Source organism: Noviherbaspirillum aerium (assembly GCF_008929045.1).
Classification (GTDB): Bacteria; Pseudomonadota; Gammaproteobacteria; order Burkholderiales; family Burkholderiaceae_D; genus Noviherbaspirillum; species Noviherbaspirillum aerium.
Genome location: NZ_VFAH01000001.1, coordinates 607408 through 624209 on the forward strand (window position 1 = coordinate 607408; position 16802 = coordinate 624209).

Genomic DNA, 16802 nt, shown 5'->3' on the forward strand with positions numbered 1-16802 from the left:
AACAAGCAGTCTAGTTAAGTCAGAAGAAGGACCGAGACTTGAGGTTTCGCGGGCAGGAGCCACATAGCAGTTCCCCGCGTAGCGAATCCTGAATTCTCAATCCTTCCTGTCACTCACGGAGTGTCCATGCACTACTCATTTACTGAGAAGAAGCGCATTCGCAAATCGTTTGCGAAACGCGCTAACGTTCACAACGTTCCGTTCCTGCTGGCGACCCAGCTCGAGTCCTATACGAGCTTCCTGCAGGCCGATAAAGTACCATCGCAACGTAAGAACGAAGGTCTTCAGTCCGCCTTCAGCTCAATTTTCCCAATCGTATCGCACAATGGTTTTGCACGGCTAGAGTTTCTCTCGTATGTGTTGGGCGACCCTCCGTTCGACGTCAAAGAGTGCCAACAGCGTGGCCTGACCTTCGCGTCGCCGCTCCGCGCCAAAGTCCGCCTTGTGATTCTGGACAAGGAATCTCCGACCAAGCCGGTCGTCAAGGAGATGAAGGAACAGGAAGTGTACATGGGTGAACTGCCGCTCATGACTGCAAACGGCTCTTTCGTAATCAACGGTACCGAACGTGTGATCGTTTCTCAGCTGCATCGTTCCCCGGGCGTGTTCTTCGAACACGACCGCGGCAAGACGCACTCGTCCGGAAAGCTGCTGTTCTCGGCACGTATCATTCCTTACCGCGGTTCCTGGCTCGACTTCGAATTCGACCCGAAAGACATTCTGTTCTTCCGCGTCGACCGCCGCCGGAAGATGCCGGTGACGATCCTGCTGAAGGCGATCGGCATGACGCCGGAACAGATCCTTGCGAACTTCTTCGTGTTCGATAACTTCACCGTCCGTTCGGAAGGCGGCGAAATGGAGTTTGTCGCCGAGCGTCTGCGTGGCGAAGTTGCGCGTTTTGACATTACCGACAAGTCCGGCAAGGTCATCGTTGCCAAAGACAAGCGCATCAACGCCAAGCATGTGCGTGAAATCGACGCAGCCGGCATCAAGCATATTTCCGTTCCGGAAGACTATCTGCTGGGCCGCGTCCTCGCCAAGAACATCGTTGACGCCGACACCGGCGAAGTCATCGCCAATGCCAACGACGAGCTGACGGAAGAGGTCCTCGCACGTCTGCGCGATGCAGGCGTCACCGACATCCAGACCTTGTATACGAACGACCTCGACCAGGGCGCCTATATTTCGCAGACACTGCGCATGGACGATACCGCCGACCAGATGGCCGCGCGCGTTGCAATCTATCGCATGATGCGTCCCGGCGAACCGCCGACGGAAGATTCCGTCGAGGCGCTGTTCAATGGCCTGTTCTACAGCGAAGAGCGTTACGACCTGTCCGCAGTCGGCCGCATGAAGTTCAACCGCCGCATTGGCCGCGATGAACTGACCGGCGCAATGACGCTGTCGAATGACGATATCCTGGCCGTCATCAAGATCCTGGTGGAACTGCGCAACGGCCGCGGCGAAGTCGACGATATCGACCACCTCGGCAACCGCCGAGTGCGCTGCGTCGGCGAACTGGCGGAAAACCAGTTCCGTGCCGGCCTGGTCCGCGTCGAGCGCGCTGTCAAGGAGCGTCTCGGCCAGGCCGAAGCTGACAACCTGATGCCGCACGACCTGATCAATTCCAAGCCGATCTCGGCCGCCATCCGCGAGTTCTTCGGTTCGTCGCAGTTGTCGCAGTTCATGGACCAGACCAACCCGCTGTCGGAAATCACGCACAAGCGTCGCGTTTCCGCACTCGGCCCGGGCGGTCTGACCCGCGAGCGCGCAGGCTTCGAAGTCCGCGACGTGCATCCGACCCACTACGGCCGCGTATGCCCGATCGAGACGCCGGAAGGCCCGAACATCGGTCTGATCAACTCGCTGGCGCTGTACGCCCGCCTGAATGAATACGGCTTCCTCGAGACGCCGTACCGCAAGGTCGAGAACAGCCAGGTGACCAACCAGATCGACTACCTGTCCGCGATCGAAGAAGGCCGCTATGTGATCGCCCAGGCGAACGCCACGATCAGCAATGAAGGCAAGCTCTCCGATGAACTGGTTTCCGCCCGTCAGGCTGGCGAAACCATCCTCGTCTCGCCCGAGCGTGTCCAGTACATGGACGTCGCGCCAGGCCAGGTTGTTTCGGTTGCAGCGTCGCTGATTCCGTTCCTGGAGCACGATGATGCGAACCGCGCGTTGATGGGTGCGAACATGCAGCGCCAGGCCGTCCCCTGCCTGCGTCCGGAAAAGGCGTTTGTCGGCACCGGCATCGAGCGTACGGTCGCGGTTGACTCCGGCACGACTGTCCAGGCACTGCGCGGCGGTATCGTCGATTACGTCGATGCGGGCCGTATCGTGATTCGCGTCAATGACGACGAGGCGGCGGCAGGCGAGGTCGGTGTGGATATCTACAACCTGATCAAGTACACCCGTTCCAACCAGAACACCAACATCAACCAGCGTCCGATCGTGAAAGTGGGCGACCGTGTCGCCAAGCATGACGTGATCGCCGACGGCGCATCGACCGACCTCGGCGAACTCGCGCTCGGCCAGAACATGCTGGTGGCGTTCATGCCGTGGAACGGCTACAACTTCGAGGATTCGATCCTGATCTCGGAGCGCGTGGTTGCCGACGACCGTTACACATCGATCCACATCGAAGAACTGTCCGTCGTTGCGCGCGATACCAAGCTCGGCGCGGAAGAAATCACCCGCGACATCTCGAACCTGGCGGAAAACCAGCTGGCTCGCCTGGACGAGTCGGGCATCGTCTACATCGGCGCGGAAGTCGAGGCTGGCGATACGCTGGTCGGCAAGGTGACGCCGAAGGGCGAAACCCAGCTGACGCCGGAAGAGAAGCTGCTGCGCGCGATTTTCGGCGAGAAGGCATCCGACGTGAAGGATACGTCGCTGCGCGTGCCGTCCGGCATGGTCGGCACCGTCATCGACGTGCAGGTCTTCACCCGTGAAGGCATCCCGCGCGACAAGCGCGCTCAGCAGATCATCGATGATGAACTGAAGCGCTATCGCCTCGACCTGAACGACCAGCTGCGCATCGTCGAAGGCGATGCCTTCCAGCGTCTGGAAAAGATGCTGATCGGCAAAGTTGTCAACGGCGGTCCGAAGAAGCTGGCCAAGGGCGCGCAGATCACCAAGGAATACCTGGACGATCTGGACAAGTATCACTGGTTCGATATTCGTCCGGCCGAGGACGACCTCGCCGCCGCGCTCGAAGCTATCAAGGAATCGATCGCCGAGAAGCGCCACCAGTTCGACCTCGCGTTCGAAGAGAAGCGCAAGAAGCTCACCCAGGGCGATGAACTGCCGCCGGGCGTGCAGAAGATGGTCAAGGTCTACCTCGCGGTCAAGCGCCGCCTGCAGCCTGGCGACAAGATGGCGGGCCGCCACGGAAACAAGGGTGTGGTCTCGCGCATCGTCCCGGTGGAAGACATGCCCTACATGGCAGACGGCACACCGGCCGACATCGTGCTGAACCCGCTGGGCGTTCCGTCGCGTATGAACGTCGGCCAGGTGCTGGAAGTTCACCTCGGCTGGGCGTCGAAGGGCCTCGGTCTGCGTATCGGCGAAATGCTCAAGGCGCAAGCCAAGGCGGCCGAACTGCGCAAGTTCCTGACCACGATCTACAACGAGTCCGGCAAGTCGGAAGATCTGGACAGCTTCAGCGATGATGAAATCCTGTCGCTGGCCAGTAACCTGAAGAACGGCGTGCCGTTCGCGACTCCGGTGTTCGACGGTGCGCATGAGGATGAGATCCGCCGCATGCTCGACCTCGCCTATCCGGACGAGATCGCCAAGCAGCTCGGCATGACGCCGTCGAAAAACCAGGTCACCATGTATGACGGCCGTACCGGCGAAGCCTTCGAGCGCACCGTTACCGTTGGCTACATGCACGTGCTCAAGCTGCACCACCTGGTCGACGACAAGATGCACGCTCGTTCTACCGGCCCGTACTCGCTGGTGACCCAGCAGCCTCTGGGCGGCAAGGCGCAGTTCGGCGGCCAGCGTTTCGGCGAGATGGAAGTCTGGGCACTGGAAGCCTACGGCGCGTCGTACGTGTTGCAGGAAATGTTGACCGTGAAGTCGGACGACGTGACCGGCCGTACGAAGGTGTACGAGAACCTGGTCAAGGGCGACCACGTGATCGATGCCGGCATGCCGGAATCCTTCAACGTGCTGGTGAAGGAAATCCGTTCCCTCGGTATCGACATCGACCTGGAACGTGACTGATCCGCGATGGATCATGCAGCAAGCAGTTTGGGAAGCGGTGTTTGTTCCCGGTATCGACGGAACTCTCGCCAATACGGATGGCAGGGCCCTCCCGTCGATGCGAACAGGGTAGAAGCACATGCCGCTTCCTCGCAATACCGCGAAATGATTTTCACGCCTTACTGGAGTGATACAAATGAAAGCACTGCTCGATCTATTCAAGCAAGTACAGCAAAGCGAACAATTCGACGCGATCAAGATTGGCCTCGCGTCGCCTGAAAAAATCCGTTCCTGGTCCTACGGTGAAGTCAAGAAGCCGGAAACCATCAACTACCGTACGTTCAAGCCCGAGCGCGACGGTCTGTTCTGCGCCAAGATCTTCGGCCCGATCAAGGACTATGAGTGCCTGTGCGGCAAGTACAAGCGCCTGAAGCATCGCGGCGTCATCTGTGAAAAATGCGGCGTCGAAGTCACGCTGGCCAAGGTGCGCCGCGAGCGCATGGGCCACATCGAACTGGCATCCCCGACCGCTCACATCTGGTTCCTGAAATCGCTGCCGTCGCGTCTGGGCATGGTGCTCGACATGACGCTGCGCGACATCGAACGCGTCCTGTACTTCGAAGCCTACGTCGTGACCGATCCCGGCATGACGCCGCTGAAGAAGTGCCAGATCATGTCCGAGGACGACTACGCAGCCAAGTACGAAGAGTACGGCGATGACTTCACCGCCTTCATGGGCGCCGAGGGCATTCGTGAGCTGCTGCGTTCGATCGACATCGACCGCGACGTCGAGACCCTGCGCCAGGAACTGAAGGACTCCAAGTCCGAAGCCAAGATCAAGAAGTATGCGAAGCGCCTGAAAGTGCTCGAGGCATTCCAGCGCTCCGGCATCAAGCCGGACTGGATGATCATGGAAGTACTGCCGGTGCTGCCGCCGGAACTGCGTCCGCTGGTTCCCCTGGACGGCGGCCGCTTTGCGACCTCCGACCTGAACGATCTGTATCGCCGCGTCATCAACCGCAACAACCGTCTGAAGCGCCTGATGGAACTGCGCGCGCCGGAAATCATTACGCGCAACGAAAAGCGCATGCTGCAGGAAGCGGTTGACTCCCTGCTGGACAACGGCCGTCGCGGCAAGGCGATGACCGGCGCCAACAAGCGTCCGCTGAAGTCGCTGGCTGAAATGATCAAGGGCAAGGGCGGCCGTTTCCGTCAGAACCTGCTGGGCAAGCGCGTCGACTACTCCGGCCGTTCGGTCATCGTGGTGGGCCCGCAGCTCAAGCTGCACCAGTGCGGTCTCCCGAAGCTGATGGCGCTCGAGCTGTTCAAGCCTTTCATCTTCAACAAGCTGGAACTGATGGGTCTCGCAACCACCATCAAGGCAGCGAAGAAGCTGGTCGAAATCCAGGAACCGGTGGTCTGGGACATCCTTGAGGAAGTCATCCGCGAACATCCTGTCATGCTGAACCGTGCGCCGACGCTGCACCGTCTTGGCATCCAGGCGTTCGAGCCGGTCCTGATCGAAGGCAAGGCAATCCAGCTGCATCCGCTCGTCTGCGCGGCGTTCAACGCCGACTTCGACGGCGACCAGATGGCTGTCCACGTTCCGCTGTCGATCGAAGCACAGATGGAAGCCCGCACCCTGATGCTGGCGTCCAACAACATCCTGTTCCCGTCCAACGGCGAACCGTCGATCGTGCCGTCGCAGGATATCGTGCTGGGGCTGTACTACGCCACTCGCGAGAAGATCAACGGCAAGAACGAAGGCATGATGTTCCCCGACGTGGCCGAAGTCATCCGCGCCTACGACAACAAGGAAGTCGAGCTGACCACGCGGATCACCGTGCGCATCACCGAGTATCCGAAGGATGCCGAAACCGGCGAATTCGTGAAGACCGTCAAGCGCTACGAGACCACCGTCGGCCGTGCGATCCTGTCGGAAATTCTGCCGAAGGGCCTGCCCTTCACCGTGCTCAACCGCGCGCTGAAGAAGAAGGAAATCTCGAAGCTGATCAACACGTCGTTCCGCAAGTGCGGTCTGCGCGCGACCGTGGTCTTCGCCGACCAGCTGATGCAGTCCGGCTTCCGTCTCGCGACGCGCGCCGGTATCTCCATCTGCGTGGACGACATGCTGGTTCCGCCGCAGAAGCACACCATCATTGCCCAGGCCGAGCATGAAGTGAAGCAGATCGAACAGCAGTACGCGTCCGGTCTGGTCACGGCAGGCGAGCGCTACAACAAGGTGGTCGACATCTGGGGCAAGGCCGGCGACGAAGTCGGCAAGGCCATGATGGAGCAGCTCAAGGTCGAGGAAGTTACCAAGCGCGACGGCAGCAAGGGCACCCAGGAATCGTTCAACGCCATCTACATGATGGCCGACTCCGGCGCCCGCGGTTCCGCAGCGCAGATTCGCCAGCTCGCTGGTATGCGAGGCCTGATGGCCAAGCCGGACGGCTCGATCATCGAGACGCCGATTACCGCGAACTTCCGCGAAGGCCTGAACGTGTTGCAGTACTTCATCTCGACACACGGTGCTCGTAAGGGTCTGGCAGATACCGCGCTGAAGACAGCGAACTCCGGTTACCTGACACGCCGTCTCGTCGACGTCACCCAGGATCTGGTCGTGACCGAAGACGATTGCGGCACTTCCAACGGCGCGTCGATGAAGGCGCTGGTCGAAGGCGGTGAAGTCATTGAAGCGCTGCGCGACCGTATCCTCGGCCGTGTCGCCGCAACCGATGTGGTCAATCCGGAAACTCAGGAAACCGCATACGAAGCCGGCACGCTGCTGGATGAAGATGCAGTCGAAGACATCGAGCGTCTGGGCATTGACGAAGTGAAGGTGCGTACGCCGCTGACCTGCGACACCCGTTATGGTTTGTGCGCCAAGTGCTACGGCCGCGACCTCGGCCGCGGCATGCTGGTCAACTCCGGCGAAGCCGTCGGTGTGGTCGCTGCGCAGTCGATCGGCGAACCGGGCACGCAGCTGACCATGCGTACGTTCCACATCGGTGGTGCGGCCTCGCGTGCAGCGGTTGCATCCAGCGTCGAAGCAAAGTCGAACGGAACCGTCCGCTTCACCGTGACCATGCGTTACGTCACGAATGGCAAAGGCGAGCAGATCGTCATTTCCCGTTCCGGCGAAGTGCTGATCACGGACGATCATGGCCGTGAGCGTGAACGTCACAAGGTGCCGTACGGTGCGACCCTGCTGGTCAAGGATGGGCTCACCATCAAGGCCGGCACCGCCCTGGCGACATGGGATCCGCTGACCCGTCCGATCATCACCGAATACTCCGGTACGGTGAAGTTCGAGAACGTCGAGGAAGGCGTGACCGTGGCGAAGCAGATCGACGAAGTGACCGGTCTGTCGACCCTCGTGGTCATCGATGCGAAGCGCCGCGGTCCGAGCACCAAGGTCGTTCGTCCGCAGGTCAAGCTGCTCAACGAACGTGGCGAGGAAGTCAAGATCGCCGGCACCGAGCATGCCGTGACCATCGGCTTCCAGGTCGGCGCGCTGATCACCGTGAAGGACGGTCAGCAGGTTTCCGTCGGTGAAGTGCTGGCGCGTATTCCGACCGAATCGCAGAAGACGCGTGACATTACCGGCGGTCTGCCGCGTGTCGCGGAACTGTTCGAAGCGCGTTCGCCGAAGGATGCGGGCATGCTGGCGGAAGTCACCGGTACGGTCGCATTCGGCAAGGAGACCAAGGGCAAGCAGCGCCTGGAAATCACCGACATGGAAGGCAACAAGCACGAGTTCCTGATCACCAAGGACAAGCAAGTGCTGGTGCACGACGGCCAGGTGGTCAACAAGGGCGAGATGATCGTGGACGGCCCGGCCGATCCGCAGGACATCCTGCGCTTGCTGGGTATCGAAGCGCTGGCGCGCTACATCGTCGACGAAGTCCAGGACGTGTACCGCTTGCAGGGCGTGAAGATCAACGACAAGCACATTGAAGTGATCGTGCGTCAGATGCTGCGCCGCGTACAGGTGGTCAGCGCCGGCGATACGGCCTATATCCCGGGCGAGCAGGTTGAGCGCTCCGAGCTGCTGGACGAAAACGATCGCGTCATTGCCGAGGGCAAGCTGCCGGCCACGTACGAAAACGTACTGCTCGGTATTACCAAGGCATCGCTGTCGACCGACTCCTTCATTTCCGCGGCATCGTTCCAGGAAACCACTCGCGTGCTTACCGAAGCCGCAATCATGGGCAAGAAGGACGGCCTGCGTGGTCTGAAGGAAAACGTCATCGTCGGTCGTCTGATCCCCGCTGGTACCGGTCTGGCTTATCACCGTGCCCGCAAGGAAAAGGAGACATGGGAAGCGGAAGAGCGCACCGCCCTGCTGCAGGCCGAAGAAACGGCCCGCGCATCAGAAGTGGAAGCGGAAACTGCGGCAACCATCGTCACCGACGACAACCCGGGCAGCGACCAAGCCTGATTGTCTCGGCCTCAATGAAAACGGCACCGATTTCGGTGCCGTTTTTTTTCGTCATCGCACTCGACATGCCGCGAAATGCAAACGTGCCGGCGGAAAAGGACAGGCGGACAGGCCGCCTCGCCGAATTACTTTTCCTGCGTCAGAGGCTTGTCCCTGCCGATGACTTCGCGGCAATCCCCCTTGAATGTGGCATTGTCGTAGTCAGTCCAGCCATAGCTGTCGACATACCGCTTGTGCCGCTGGAGTTGCGGACTGAAGAAACTCCACTCCAGACGTTCCGTCGGATAGCGGATATCGGCCATGTCGAGCAAGGAGTGAAAAACGTTTTCCGTTGCCAGCTTCGCATGGCGGTTCCTTAGCAGCCCGGCAACCTTTTCAGGATGCTTCCGGCGGTACGCATCGGAATACCACACCAGCGCAGGAACATGAAACTCATGCTGGGTATTGTGTCCGTGAAAGGCCAGCTTGCAACTGCCGTCGTACAGGGTTTGCCCATGGTCGGCGATGTACATCATGCCGGCAACCTGCCTCGTATCCTTGAGTTCGCCGATCACATTCGCCAGGAACCAGTCGGTATAGAGAATGGAATTGTCATAGCTGTTGTTCAGCCTTGTCTTCATCGCGGGGTCGGTATGGACGGGGTTCTCCACATCGAAGAGCGATGGCTGCCATTTGTCGAATGCCTGCGGATGGCGATGGCTGTAATTCCAGTGATTGCCAAGCGTATGGAGGACAATCAGCTTTTTCGGAGCGGGATCCCGCAATGCCGCATGCAAAGGATTCAACAACACCTCGTCGTAGCTGGATCGTTTCTTGTAGCTGCCGAAATTAAGGAATTGAACGACATGTGCTTCCTTTGCAAACACCGAGACCGGCGTATCGAATTCACCGAATGACATCTGGTTGGAAACCCACCAGGTCTTGTAGCCGGCTTCACGGAATGCGCTGAGAAAGGACTTCTCCGAGAATCCGGCCTTCAGGCTGGAGCGCGCCGGCTTGCGCGAAACCAGCACCGGAACCGACAGGCGGGTGGCCGAAACAGCGGTAACAACATCCGAAAGCGAGACCAGGTTGGGTTCGGTTTTGAGCAAGGGATTCGTCTCGCGCTCATAGCCGTTCAGGCTCCACCGGTCATAACGGGAGGACTCGCCGATGACCATCACAACGGTACGACTGGTGTCGCTGTCCTCGTCCTGCACCGCGCCAAAGCGGAATGTGCGACTGGAGTCGGAGAGCGCGGCAAGATGTTTGCGTTCTTTCCAGAACTCGTACGCCGCAACGCCTAGACCAAGTGGCCGCGTACGGCCGAAACGCTCCGCATTGATGGAAAAAGTCGCCCAGCTTGGAAGTGCGGGCAATTCCCAGCTAGACACCAAGCTTGAATCGAACCTGACGACACGCCGAGCATCTTGCCCGGAACTGCCAGTGAGAGAACCGTACAGGACCAATACGCCTGCCAGCCCGAACACTGTCAGCAAGACCTGGCGCGATCGATCCGTCCAATCAAGGTCCGCGCTTCGCAAGCAGAGCAGCCAGCATCCGCCCCACCATGCCAGTGCAATGAGCACCAGCAGGCCGGCCAGCCAGGCACGATGTCCAAGGAACTCCATGGCCTCGCCAGGGTTTGTTTCAGCAATAATCGCGAAATGGTGGGCGGACAGGGTTTGTCCGTAATAAGCCTGCAAGTACAGATCAAGCGGTATGGCAATGAACGCCGGCAGCAGCAACGGATGAAAGCAAGCAGGGCGTTTGAATACCGCCCAGAGCATCATCCACGCAATCACCTGCATGCCAAGAAGCTGCGTCCACCCGGTTACATCGCGGCCAAGCAGCAGCGGAACGAAAGGCGTTGCCGACACAAGCAGATAGCTGGAGAGGACAAACAGTTTGGATATACGTGGCACAACCGGCAGACGCATGGCAGAGTGCCGCATTAAAGCAACATTCCAGTAAGCAATACAGTAGTGTATGCGCAAGCAGGCCCGCCGTCAGTCACTCCTTGTGCTGTTCTCCGCATTTCAGCACATGACAAGCTAGTGTGATCCGCAGGCCACAATTCCTGCCGTTCCATCGCGAAGAACAAGCCCCAAGCGACTGATTCTATTGATAATACAAAGCACATAGCACCGTTGACTCATGTACGCAATAGGCATATACTCGCGAGTTCTCGATTTTAAGCTCTCCGGGCTTAAGCGTTCTTTGGTCAAGTTTCCCGCCTCCGCGACGCTTATTTCCATTCCAGTTTCAAATCGACGCGCCTAGCGCAATGGTTTTCCCCTCAGCTTCGGGCAATCGATTTCGAAGCTGCATTTATCAACGTAGTATTTTGTTGGATTAAAGACCGATGCCAACCATCAATCAACTTATTCGCAAGCCCCGGACTTCCGGCGCTGTGAAGAGCAAGTCGCCGGCGCTGGAGAACAGCCCGCAGAAGCGCGGTGTTTGCACCCGTGTGTACACCACCACTCCGAAAAAGCCGAACTCGGCGCTCCGTAAGGTTGCCAAGGTTCGCCTGACCAATGGTTTCGAGGTCATCTCGTACATCGGCGGCGAAGGCCACAACCTGCAAGAACACAGCGTCGTGCTGATCCGCGGCGGCCGTGTCAAGGACTTGCCGGGTGTGCGTTACCACATGGTTCGCGGTGCACTGGATACCCAGGGCGTCAAGGATCGTAAGCAGGCACGTTCGAAGTACGGTGCCAAGCGCGCGAAAGCCGCCAAGAAGTAATTGAATTTTTCCGCAAGGAGGTTTGCCTCCCGGTGCTTCACCGCGCGGAATGTGAGTCGGCCCCGACTGGGTCGAGTAAGTGGTTGGTCATGATGGCCACCGCGAGCGAGCGGTAAATCACTCAGTGCCGTCGCTCAACTGAAGAGTGAAAGGAATAGAAATGCCACGTCGTCGTGAAGTCCCCAAGCGGGAAATTCTGCCGGATCCCAAATTCGGCAATGTTGAAGTTGCGAAATTCGTCAACGTCCTGATGCTGTCCGGTAAAAAATCGGTCGCCGAGAACATCATCTATGGCGCGTTTGACCACATCAAGCAAAAGTCCGGCAAGGATCCGCTCGAAGTATTTACCGCAGCCCTCAACAACTGCAAGCCGATGGTCGAAGTCAAATCCCGTCGCGTGGGTGGTGCAAACTACCAGGTGCCGGTTGAAGTGCGTCCTGTCCGCCGCATGGCTCTCTCCATGCGCTGGCTGCGCGAAGCTGCCAACAAGCGCAGCGAGAAGTCCATGCCGCAGCGTCTCGGCGGCGAGTTGATGGAGGCCGCGGAAGGTCGCGGCGGTGCGATGAAGAAGCGTGACGAAGTGCACCGCATGGCAGAAGCCAACAAGGCGTTCTCCCACTTCCGTTTCTAATAGCAATAACACAATAGTTGCCTTCGCATCGTTGAAGGCTCTGCAATGTAACTTGGTTAAAACCGGGCGTATCCCTTGAAAAAGTGGCGCTCGGTTTTCTACCATTAAAAGACTTAGGATTGAATATGGCTCGCAAGACCCCTATTGAGCGCTACCGCAATATCGGTATTTCCGCTCACATCGATGCCGGTAAAACAACCACTACCGAGCGTATCCTGTATTACACCGGTGTCAACCACAAGATCGGTGAAGTGCACGATGGCGCAGCGACCATGGACTGGATGGAGCAGGAGCAGGAGCGGGGCATCACCATTACCTCCGCTGCAACGACTTGCTTCTGGAAGGGCATGGCGAACAACTTCCCTGAGCACCGCATCAACATCATCGACACCCCGGGCCACGTCGACTTCACCATCGAGGTGGAGCGTTCCATGCGCGTCCTGGATGGCGCATGCATGGTGTACTGCGCAGTGGGTGGCGTGCAGCCGCAATCCGAGACCGTATGGCGTCAGGCCAACAAGTACGGCGTTCCCCGTCTGGCATTCGTCAACAAGATGGACCGTACCGGCGCAAACTTCTTCAAGGTGTATGAGCAGATGCGCGCTCGCCTGAAGGCCAACCCGATCCCGATGCAAGTGCCGATCGGCGCCGAAGAGAACTTCGAAGGCGTTGTCGACCTCGTCAAGATGAAGGCCATCTATTGGGACGACGCGTCCCAGGGCATGAAGTTCGATTACCGCGATATCCCGGCCGAACTGCAGGCGACTTGCGCCGAGTGGCGCGAAAAGATGGTCGAGGCCGCTGCCGAAGCCACCGAAGAGCTGATGAACAAGTACCTGGAAGAGGGCGACCTGTCCGAAGCCGAGATCAAGAAGGCAATCCGCCAGCGTACCATCGCCGGTGAAATCGTCCCGATGATGTGCGGTACCGCGTTCAAGAACAAGGGCGTTCAGGCAATGCTCGACGCCGTGATCGAATACCTGCCGGCGCCGACCGACATTCCGCCGGTTGAAGGCACCGACGAGAACGAACAGCCCGCGCTGCGCAAGGCCGACGACAACGAGAAGTTCTCCGCGCTCGCGTTCAAGATCATGACCGACCCGTTCGTCGGCCAGCTGATCTTCTTCCGCGTGTATTCGGGCGTCGTCAACTCCGGCGATACCGTCTACAACCCGGTCAAGGGCAAGAAAGAGCGTATCGGCCGTCTGCTGCAGATGCACGCAAACCAGCGTGAAGAAATCAAGGAAGTCCGTGCCGGCGACATCGCTGCCGCGGTCGGCCTGAAAGAAGCGACTACCGGTGAAACCCTGTGTGATCCGGAAGCCGTCATCACTCTGGAGCGCATGGTGTTCCCGGAGCCGGTCATTTCCCAGGCTGTCGAGCCGAAGACAAAGGCTGACCAGGAAAAGATGGGCCTGGCGCTCAACCGTCTGTCGCAGGAAGATCCGTCGTTCCGCGTCAAGACCGATGAAGAATCCGGCCAGACAATCATTTCCGGTATGGGCGAACTGCACCTGGAAATTATCGTCGACCGTATGCGTCGTGAATTCGGTGTCGAAGCAACCGTCGGCAAGCCGCAGGTTGCCTATCGCGAAACCATTCGCAAGACTTGCGAAGAAATCGAAGGCAAGTTCGTCAAGCAGTCCGGCGGACGCGGTCAGTATGGCCACGTGGTTCTGAAGATTGAACCGCAGGAGCCGGGCAAGGGCTTCGAATTCGTCGACGCAATCAAGGGTGGTGTGGTTCCGCGTGAATACATCCCTGCAGTCGAAAAGGGTATTCTCGAAACGCTGCCGGCCGGCGTGATGGCAGGCTATCCGGTCGTTGACGTCAAGGTAACACTGTTCTTCGGTTCCTACCACGACGTTGACTCCAACGAAAACGCCTTCCGCATGGCGGCTTCGATGGCATTCAAGGATGGCTGCCGCAAGGCCAGCCCGGTCCTGCTCGAACCGATGATGGCAGTTGAAGTCGAAACGCCGGAAGAAAAAATGGGTGACGTGATGGGCGACCTGTCCTCACGTCGCGGCATGATCCAGGGTATGGATGACATCCCGGGCGGCGGCAAGATCGTCCGCGCCGAGGTGCCGCTGTCCGAAATGTTCGGCTACTCGACAACCCTGCGTTCCCTGACTCAGGGTCGTGCGACATACACGATGGAGTTCAAGCATTACGCTGAAGCTCCGAAGAATGTTGCCGACGCCGTGATCACTGCCAAGGGCAAGTAAGACCCATGCAGCATCAAGCCATGAGACTCATGGCTTGATGCGCAAAATGAAAAACACTTAACAAATCGTTCTTTTTGAAGGAAGCATAAAATGGCAAAAGGCAAGTTTGAGCGGACCAAGCCGCACGTGAATGTGGGCACGATCGGTCACGTTGACCATGGCAAGACCACGCTGACTGCAGCAATTGCAACCGTGCTGTCGGCCAAGTTTGGCGGCGAAGCAAAGAAATACGACGAGATCGACGCAGCGCCGGAAGAAAAGGCGCGCGGCATCACCATCAACACCGCACACGTCGAATACGAAACCCAGAACCGCCACTATGCGCACGTTGACTGCCCCGGCCACGCTGACTATGTGAAAAACATGATCACCGGCGCCGCGCAGATGGACGGCGCGATCCTGGTGTGCTCGGCCGCTGACGGCCCGATGCCGCAGACCCGCGAGCACATCCTGCTGGCCCGTCAGGTTGGCGTGCCGTACATCATCGTGTTCCTCAACAAGTGCGACATGGTTGACGACGCCGAACTGCTCGAGCTGGTCGAAATGGAAGTGCGCGAGCTGTTGTCGAAGTACGAGTTCCCCGGCGACGATCTGCCGATCGTGCGCGGCTCGGCCAAGCTGGCCCTCGAAGGCGACAAGGGCGACCTCGGCGAAGGCGCCATCATGAAGCTGGCCGAAGCGCTGGACACCTACATCCCGACACCGGAACGTGCCATTGACGGCGCCTTCCTGATGCCGGTGGAAGACGTGTTCTCGATCTCCGGCCGCGGTACCGTGGTGACTGGTCGCGTCGAGCGCGGCATCATCAAGGTCGGCGAGTCGATCGAGATCGTTGGTATCCGTGATACGCAGACAACCACCTGCACCGGCGTGGAAATGTTCCGCAAGCTGCTGGACCAGGGTCAGGCCGGCGACAACGTTGGTGTGCTGCTGCGCGGTACCAAGCGTGAAGAAGTCGAGCGCGGCCAGGTGCTGGCCAAGCCGGGTTCGATCAAGCCGCACAAGCACTTCACCGGTGAGATCTACGTGCTGTCGAAGGACGAGGGTGGCCGTCATACACCGTTCTTCAACAACTATCGTCCGCAGTTCTACTTCCGTACGACCGACGTGACCGGCGCGATCGAACTGCCGGCCGACAAGGAAATGGTCATGCCTGGTGACAACGTGTCAATCACTGTCAAGCTGATCAACCCGATCGCCATGGAAGAAGGTCTGCGCTTTGCGATCCGCGAAGGCGGTCGTACCGTCGGCGCCGGCGTCGTTGCCAAGATCATCGAGTAAATTACGGGTTGCCGGATTTATCTCCGCTCTTTGACAAAAATTGCCGCGGGCATACCCCGCCCGCGGTTCGCTCTTTTTAAGGACTTACCATGCAAAACCAGAAAATCCGCATCCGCCTGAAGGCATTCGACTATCGCCTGATCGACCAGTCCGCGCTGGAGATCGTTGACACCGCCAAGCGCACCGGCGCAGTCGTCAAGGGCCCGGTACCGCTGCCGACACGCATTCAGCGTTTCGACATCCTGCGTTCGCCGCACGTCAACAAGACTTCGCGCGACCAGTTCGAAATCCGTACTCATCAACGCCTGATGGACATCGTTGATCCTACCGACAAGACAGTTGATGCACTGATGAAGCTCGACCTGCCGGCTGGCGTCGACGTCGAAATCAAACTGCAATAATTGTTTTGCAATCGCGTTGTAACCTGGCACATACCACATTTATCTGAAAATGTGGGTTGTGAGTTGAAAAAACGCAGGTTATAATGCTCGGCTTCGGTATCGGCACGGGTGCTCCCGTGCCGATACGTTTTAGTTGTACAAACATCAGCCCCGCCCAATCGCAGGCGGGAATGGAGAAAACAATGAGCCAAAATCTTGTTGAAGGCAAGGTTGAGGGTAAGCGCTTGGGTCTTGTCGGTCGTAAGGTCGGCATGATGCGCATCTTCACGGACGACGGAGATACGATCCCCGTCACCGTGCTCGATGTGTCAAACAATCGTGTTACTCAAATCAAAACACCTGAGACCGACGGCTATTACGCTGTTCAGGTTGCATACGGTCAGCGCCGCGCTTCCCGCGTCAATAAGGCTGCAGCTGGTCACCTCGCCAAGGCGGGTGTCGAAGCTGGAACCGTCCTCAAAGAATTTCGTATCGATGCCGATAAGGCCGCTGAACTGAAGGCTGGCGACGTGATCGCTGTCAGCATGTTCGAAGCTGGCCAGAAGGTCGACGTGCAAGGCGTGTCGATCGGTAAGGGCTACGCCGGTACGATCAAGCGCTACAACTTCAGCTCCGGTCGCGCAACGCACGGTAACTCCCGTTCGCACAACGTGCCGGGCTCGATCGGTATGGCGCAGGATCCGGGTCGCGTCTTCCCCGGCAAGCGCATGACGGGTCACCTCGGTGACGTCACCACTACTGTTCAAAACCTCGAAATCGCCCGCGTCGACGCAGAGCGTCAGCTCATTCTCGTCAAGGGTGCTGTTCCGGGTGCGAAGAACGGTCAAGTGATCGTTGTTCCCGCAGTCAAAGTTAAAGCAAAGAAGGGAGCGTAATC

Annotated in this window: 9 protein-coding genes; 8 read left to right on the forward strand and 1 reads right to left on the reverse strand. The window is 58.8% G+C overall.

What is annotated here, in order from left to right:
• The first annotated feature begins 126 nt into the window (after nt 1–126).
• Complete coding sequence (rpoB, locus tag FH061_RS02760) at nt 127–4233, forward strand: DNA-directed RNA polymerase subunit beta (RefSeq protein WP_151632673.1); 4107 nt, start codon at nt 127–129, stop codon at nt 4231–4233.
• A gap of 175 nt (nt 4234–4408) precedes the next feature.
• Nucleotides 4409–8656: a DNA-directed RNA polymerase subunit beta' gene (gene rpoC, locus FH061_RS02765; protein WP_151632675.1), complete on the forward strand. Its 4248-nt coding sequence runs from the start codon at nt 4409–4411 to the stop codon at nt 8654–8656.
• Between the two features lie 125 nt (nt 8657–8781).
• Here the strand turns inward: rpoC and FH061_RS02770 are convergent, their stop codons facing one another.
• On the reverse strand, nt 8782–10575 hold the full coding sequence (locus FH061_RS02770; protein WP_151632677.1) for a phosphoethanolamine transferase: 1794 nt from the start codon (nt 10573–10575) through the stop codon (nt 8782–8784).
• 425 nt (nt 10576–11000) lie between these two features.
• Here FH061_RS02770 and rpsL point away from each other — a divergent pair, with 425 nt between their 5' ends.
• The 6 genes from rpsL to rplC all read left to right on the forward strand — a co-directional run bounded on the left by rpsL (nt 11001) and on the right by rplC (nt 16800).
• On the forward strand, nt 11001–11384 hold the full coding sequence (rpsL, locus tag FH061_RS02775) for a 30S ribosomal protein S12 (protein ID WP_151632679.1): 384 nt from the start codon (nt 11001–11003) through the stop codon (nt 11382–11384).
• A 160-nt stretch (nt 11385–11544) separates the two neighbouring features.
• A complete protein-coding gene (gene rpsG, locus FH061_RS02780; RefSeq protein ID WP_119769701.1) occupies nt 11545–12015 on the forward strand; it encodes a 30S ribosomal protein S7 in 471 nt (156 codons plus the stop codon).
• Between the two features lie 125 nt (nt 12016–12140).
• Nucleotides 12141–14243, forward strand: coding sequence for an elongation factor G (gene fusA, locus FH061_RS02785; protein ID WP_151632681.1), 2103 nt, complete (start codon nt 12141–12143; stop codon nt 14241–14243).
• 90 nt (nt 14244–14333) lie between these two features.
• The gene (gene tuf / locus FH061_RS02790) at nt 14334–15524 is read left to right on the forward strand and encodes an elongation factor Tu (protein ID WP_151632663.1); all 1191 of its coding nucleotides are present in this window, start codon (nt 14334–14336) and stop codon (nt 15522–15524) included.
• A gap of 89 nt (nt 15525–15613) precedes the next feature.
• Complete coding sequence (gene rpsJ / locus FH061_RS02795) at nt 15614–15925, forward strand: 30S ribosomal protein S10 (RefSeq protein ID WP_019139724.1); 312 nt, start codon at nt 15614–15616, stop codon at nt 15923–15925.
• 170 nt (nt 15926–16095) lie between these two features.
• Nucleotides 16096–16800 (forward strand): 50S ribosomal protein L3, encoded by a 705-nt coding sequence (gene rplC, locus FH061_RS02800; RefSeq protein WP_404822416.1) that lies wholly within the window; start codon nt 16096–16098, stop codon nt 16798–16800.
• The last annotated feature ends 2 nt before the right edge of the window (nt 16801–16802 follow it).

Coding starts and splice junctions, on each gene's coding strand:
- rpoB (WP_151632673.1), top strand. CDS start 127: ATGCACTACTCATTTACTGAGAAGAAGCGCATTCGCAAATCGTTTGCG.
- rpoC (WP_151632675.1), top strand. CDS start 4,409: ATGAAAGCACTGCTCGATCTATTCAAGCAAGTACAGCAAAGCGAACAA.
- FH061_RS02770 (WP_151632677.1), bottom strand. CDS start 10,575: ATGCGTCTGCCGGTTGTGCCACGTATATCCAAACTGTTTGTCCTCTCC.
- rpsL (WP_151632679.1), top strand. CDS start 11,001: ATGCCAACCATCAATCAACTTATTCGCAAGCCCCGGACTTCCGGCGCT.
- rpsG (WP_119769701.1), top strand. CDS start 11,545: ATGCCACGTCGTCGTGAAGTCCCCAAGCGGGAAATTCTGCCGGATCCC.
- fusA (WP_151632681.1), top strand. CDS start 12,141: ATGGCTCGCAAGACCCCTATTGAGCGCTACCGCAATATCGGTATTTCC.
- tuf (WP_151632663.1), top strand. CDS start 14,334: ATGGCAAAAGGCAAGTTTGAGCGGACCAAGCCGCACGTGAATGTGGGC.
- rpsJ (WP_019139724.1), top strand. CDS start 15,614: ATGCAAAACCAGAAAATCCGCATCCGCCTGAAGGCATTCGACTATCGC.
- rplC (WP_404822416.1), top strand. CDS start 16,096: ATGGAGAAAACAATGAGCCAAAATCTTGTTGAAGGCAAGGTTGAGGGT.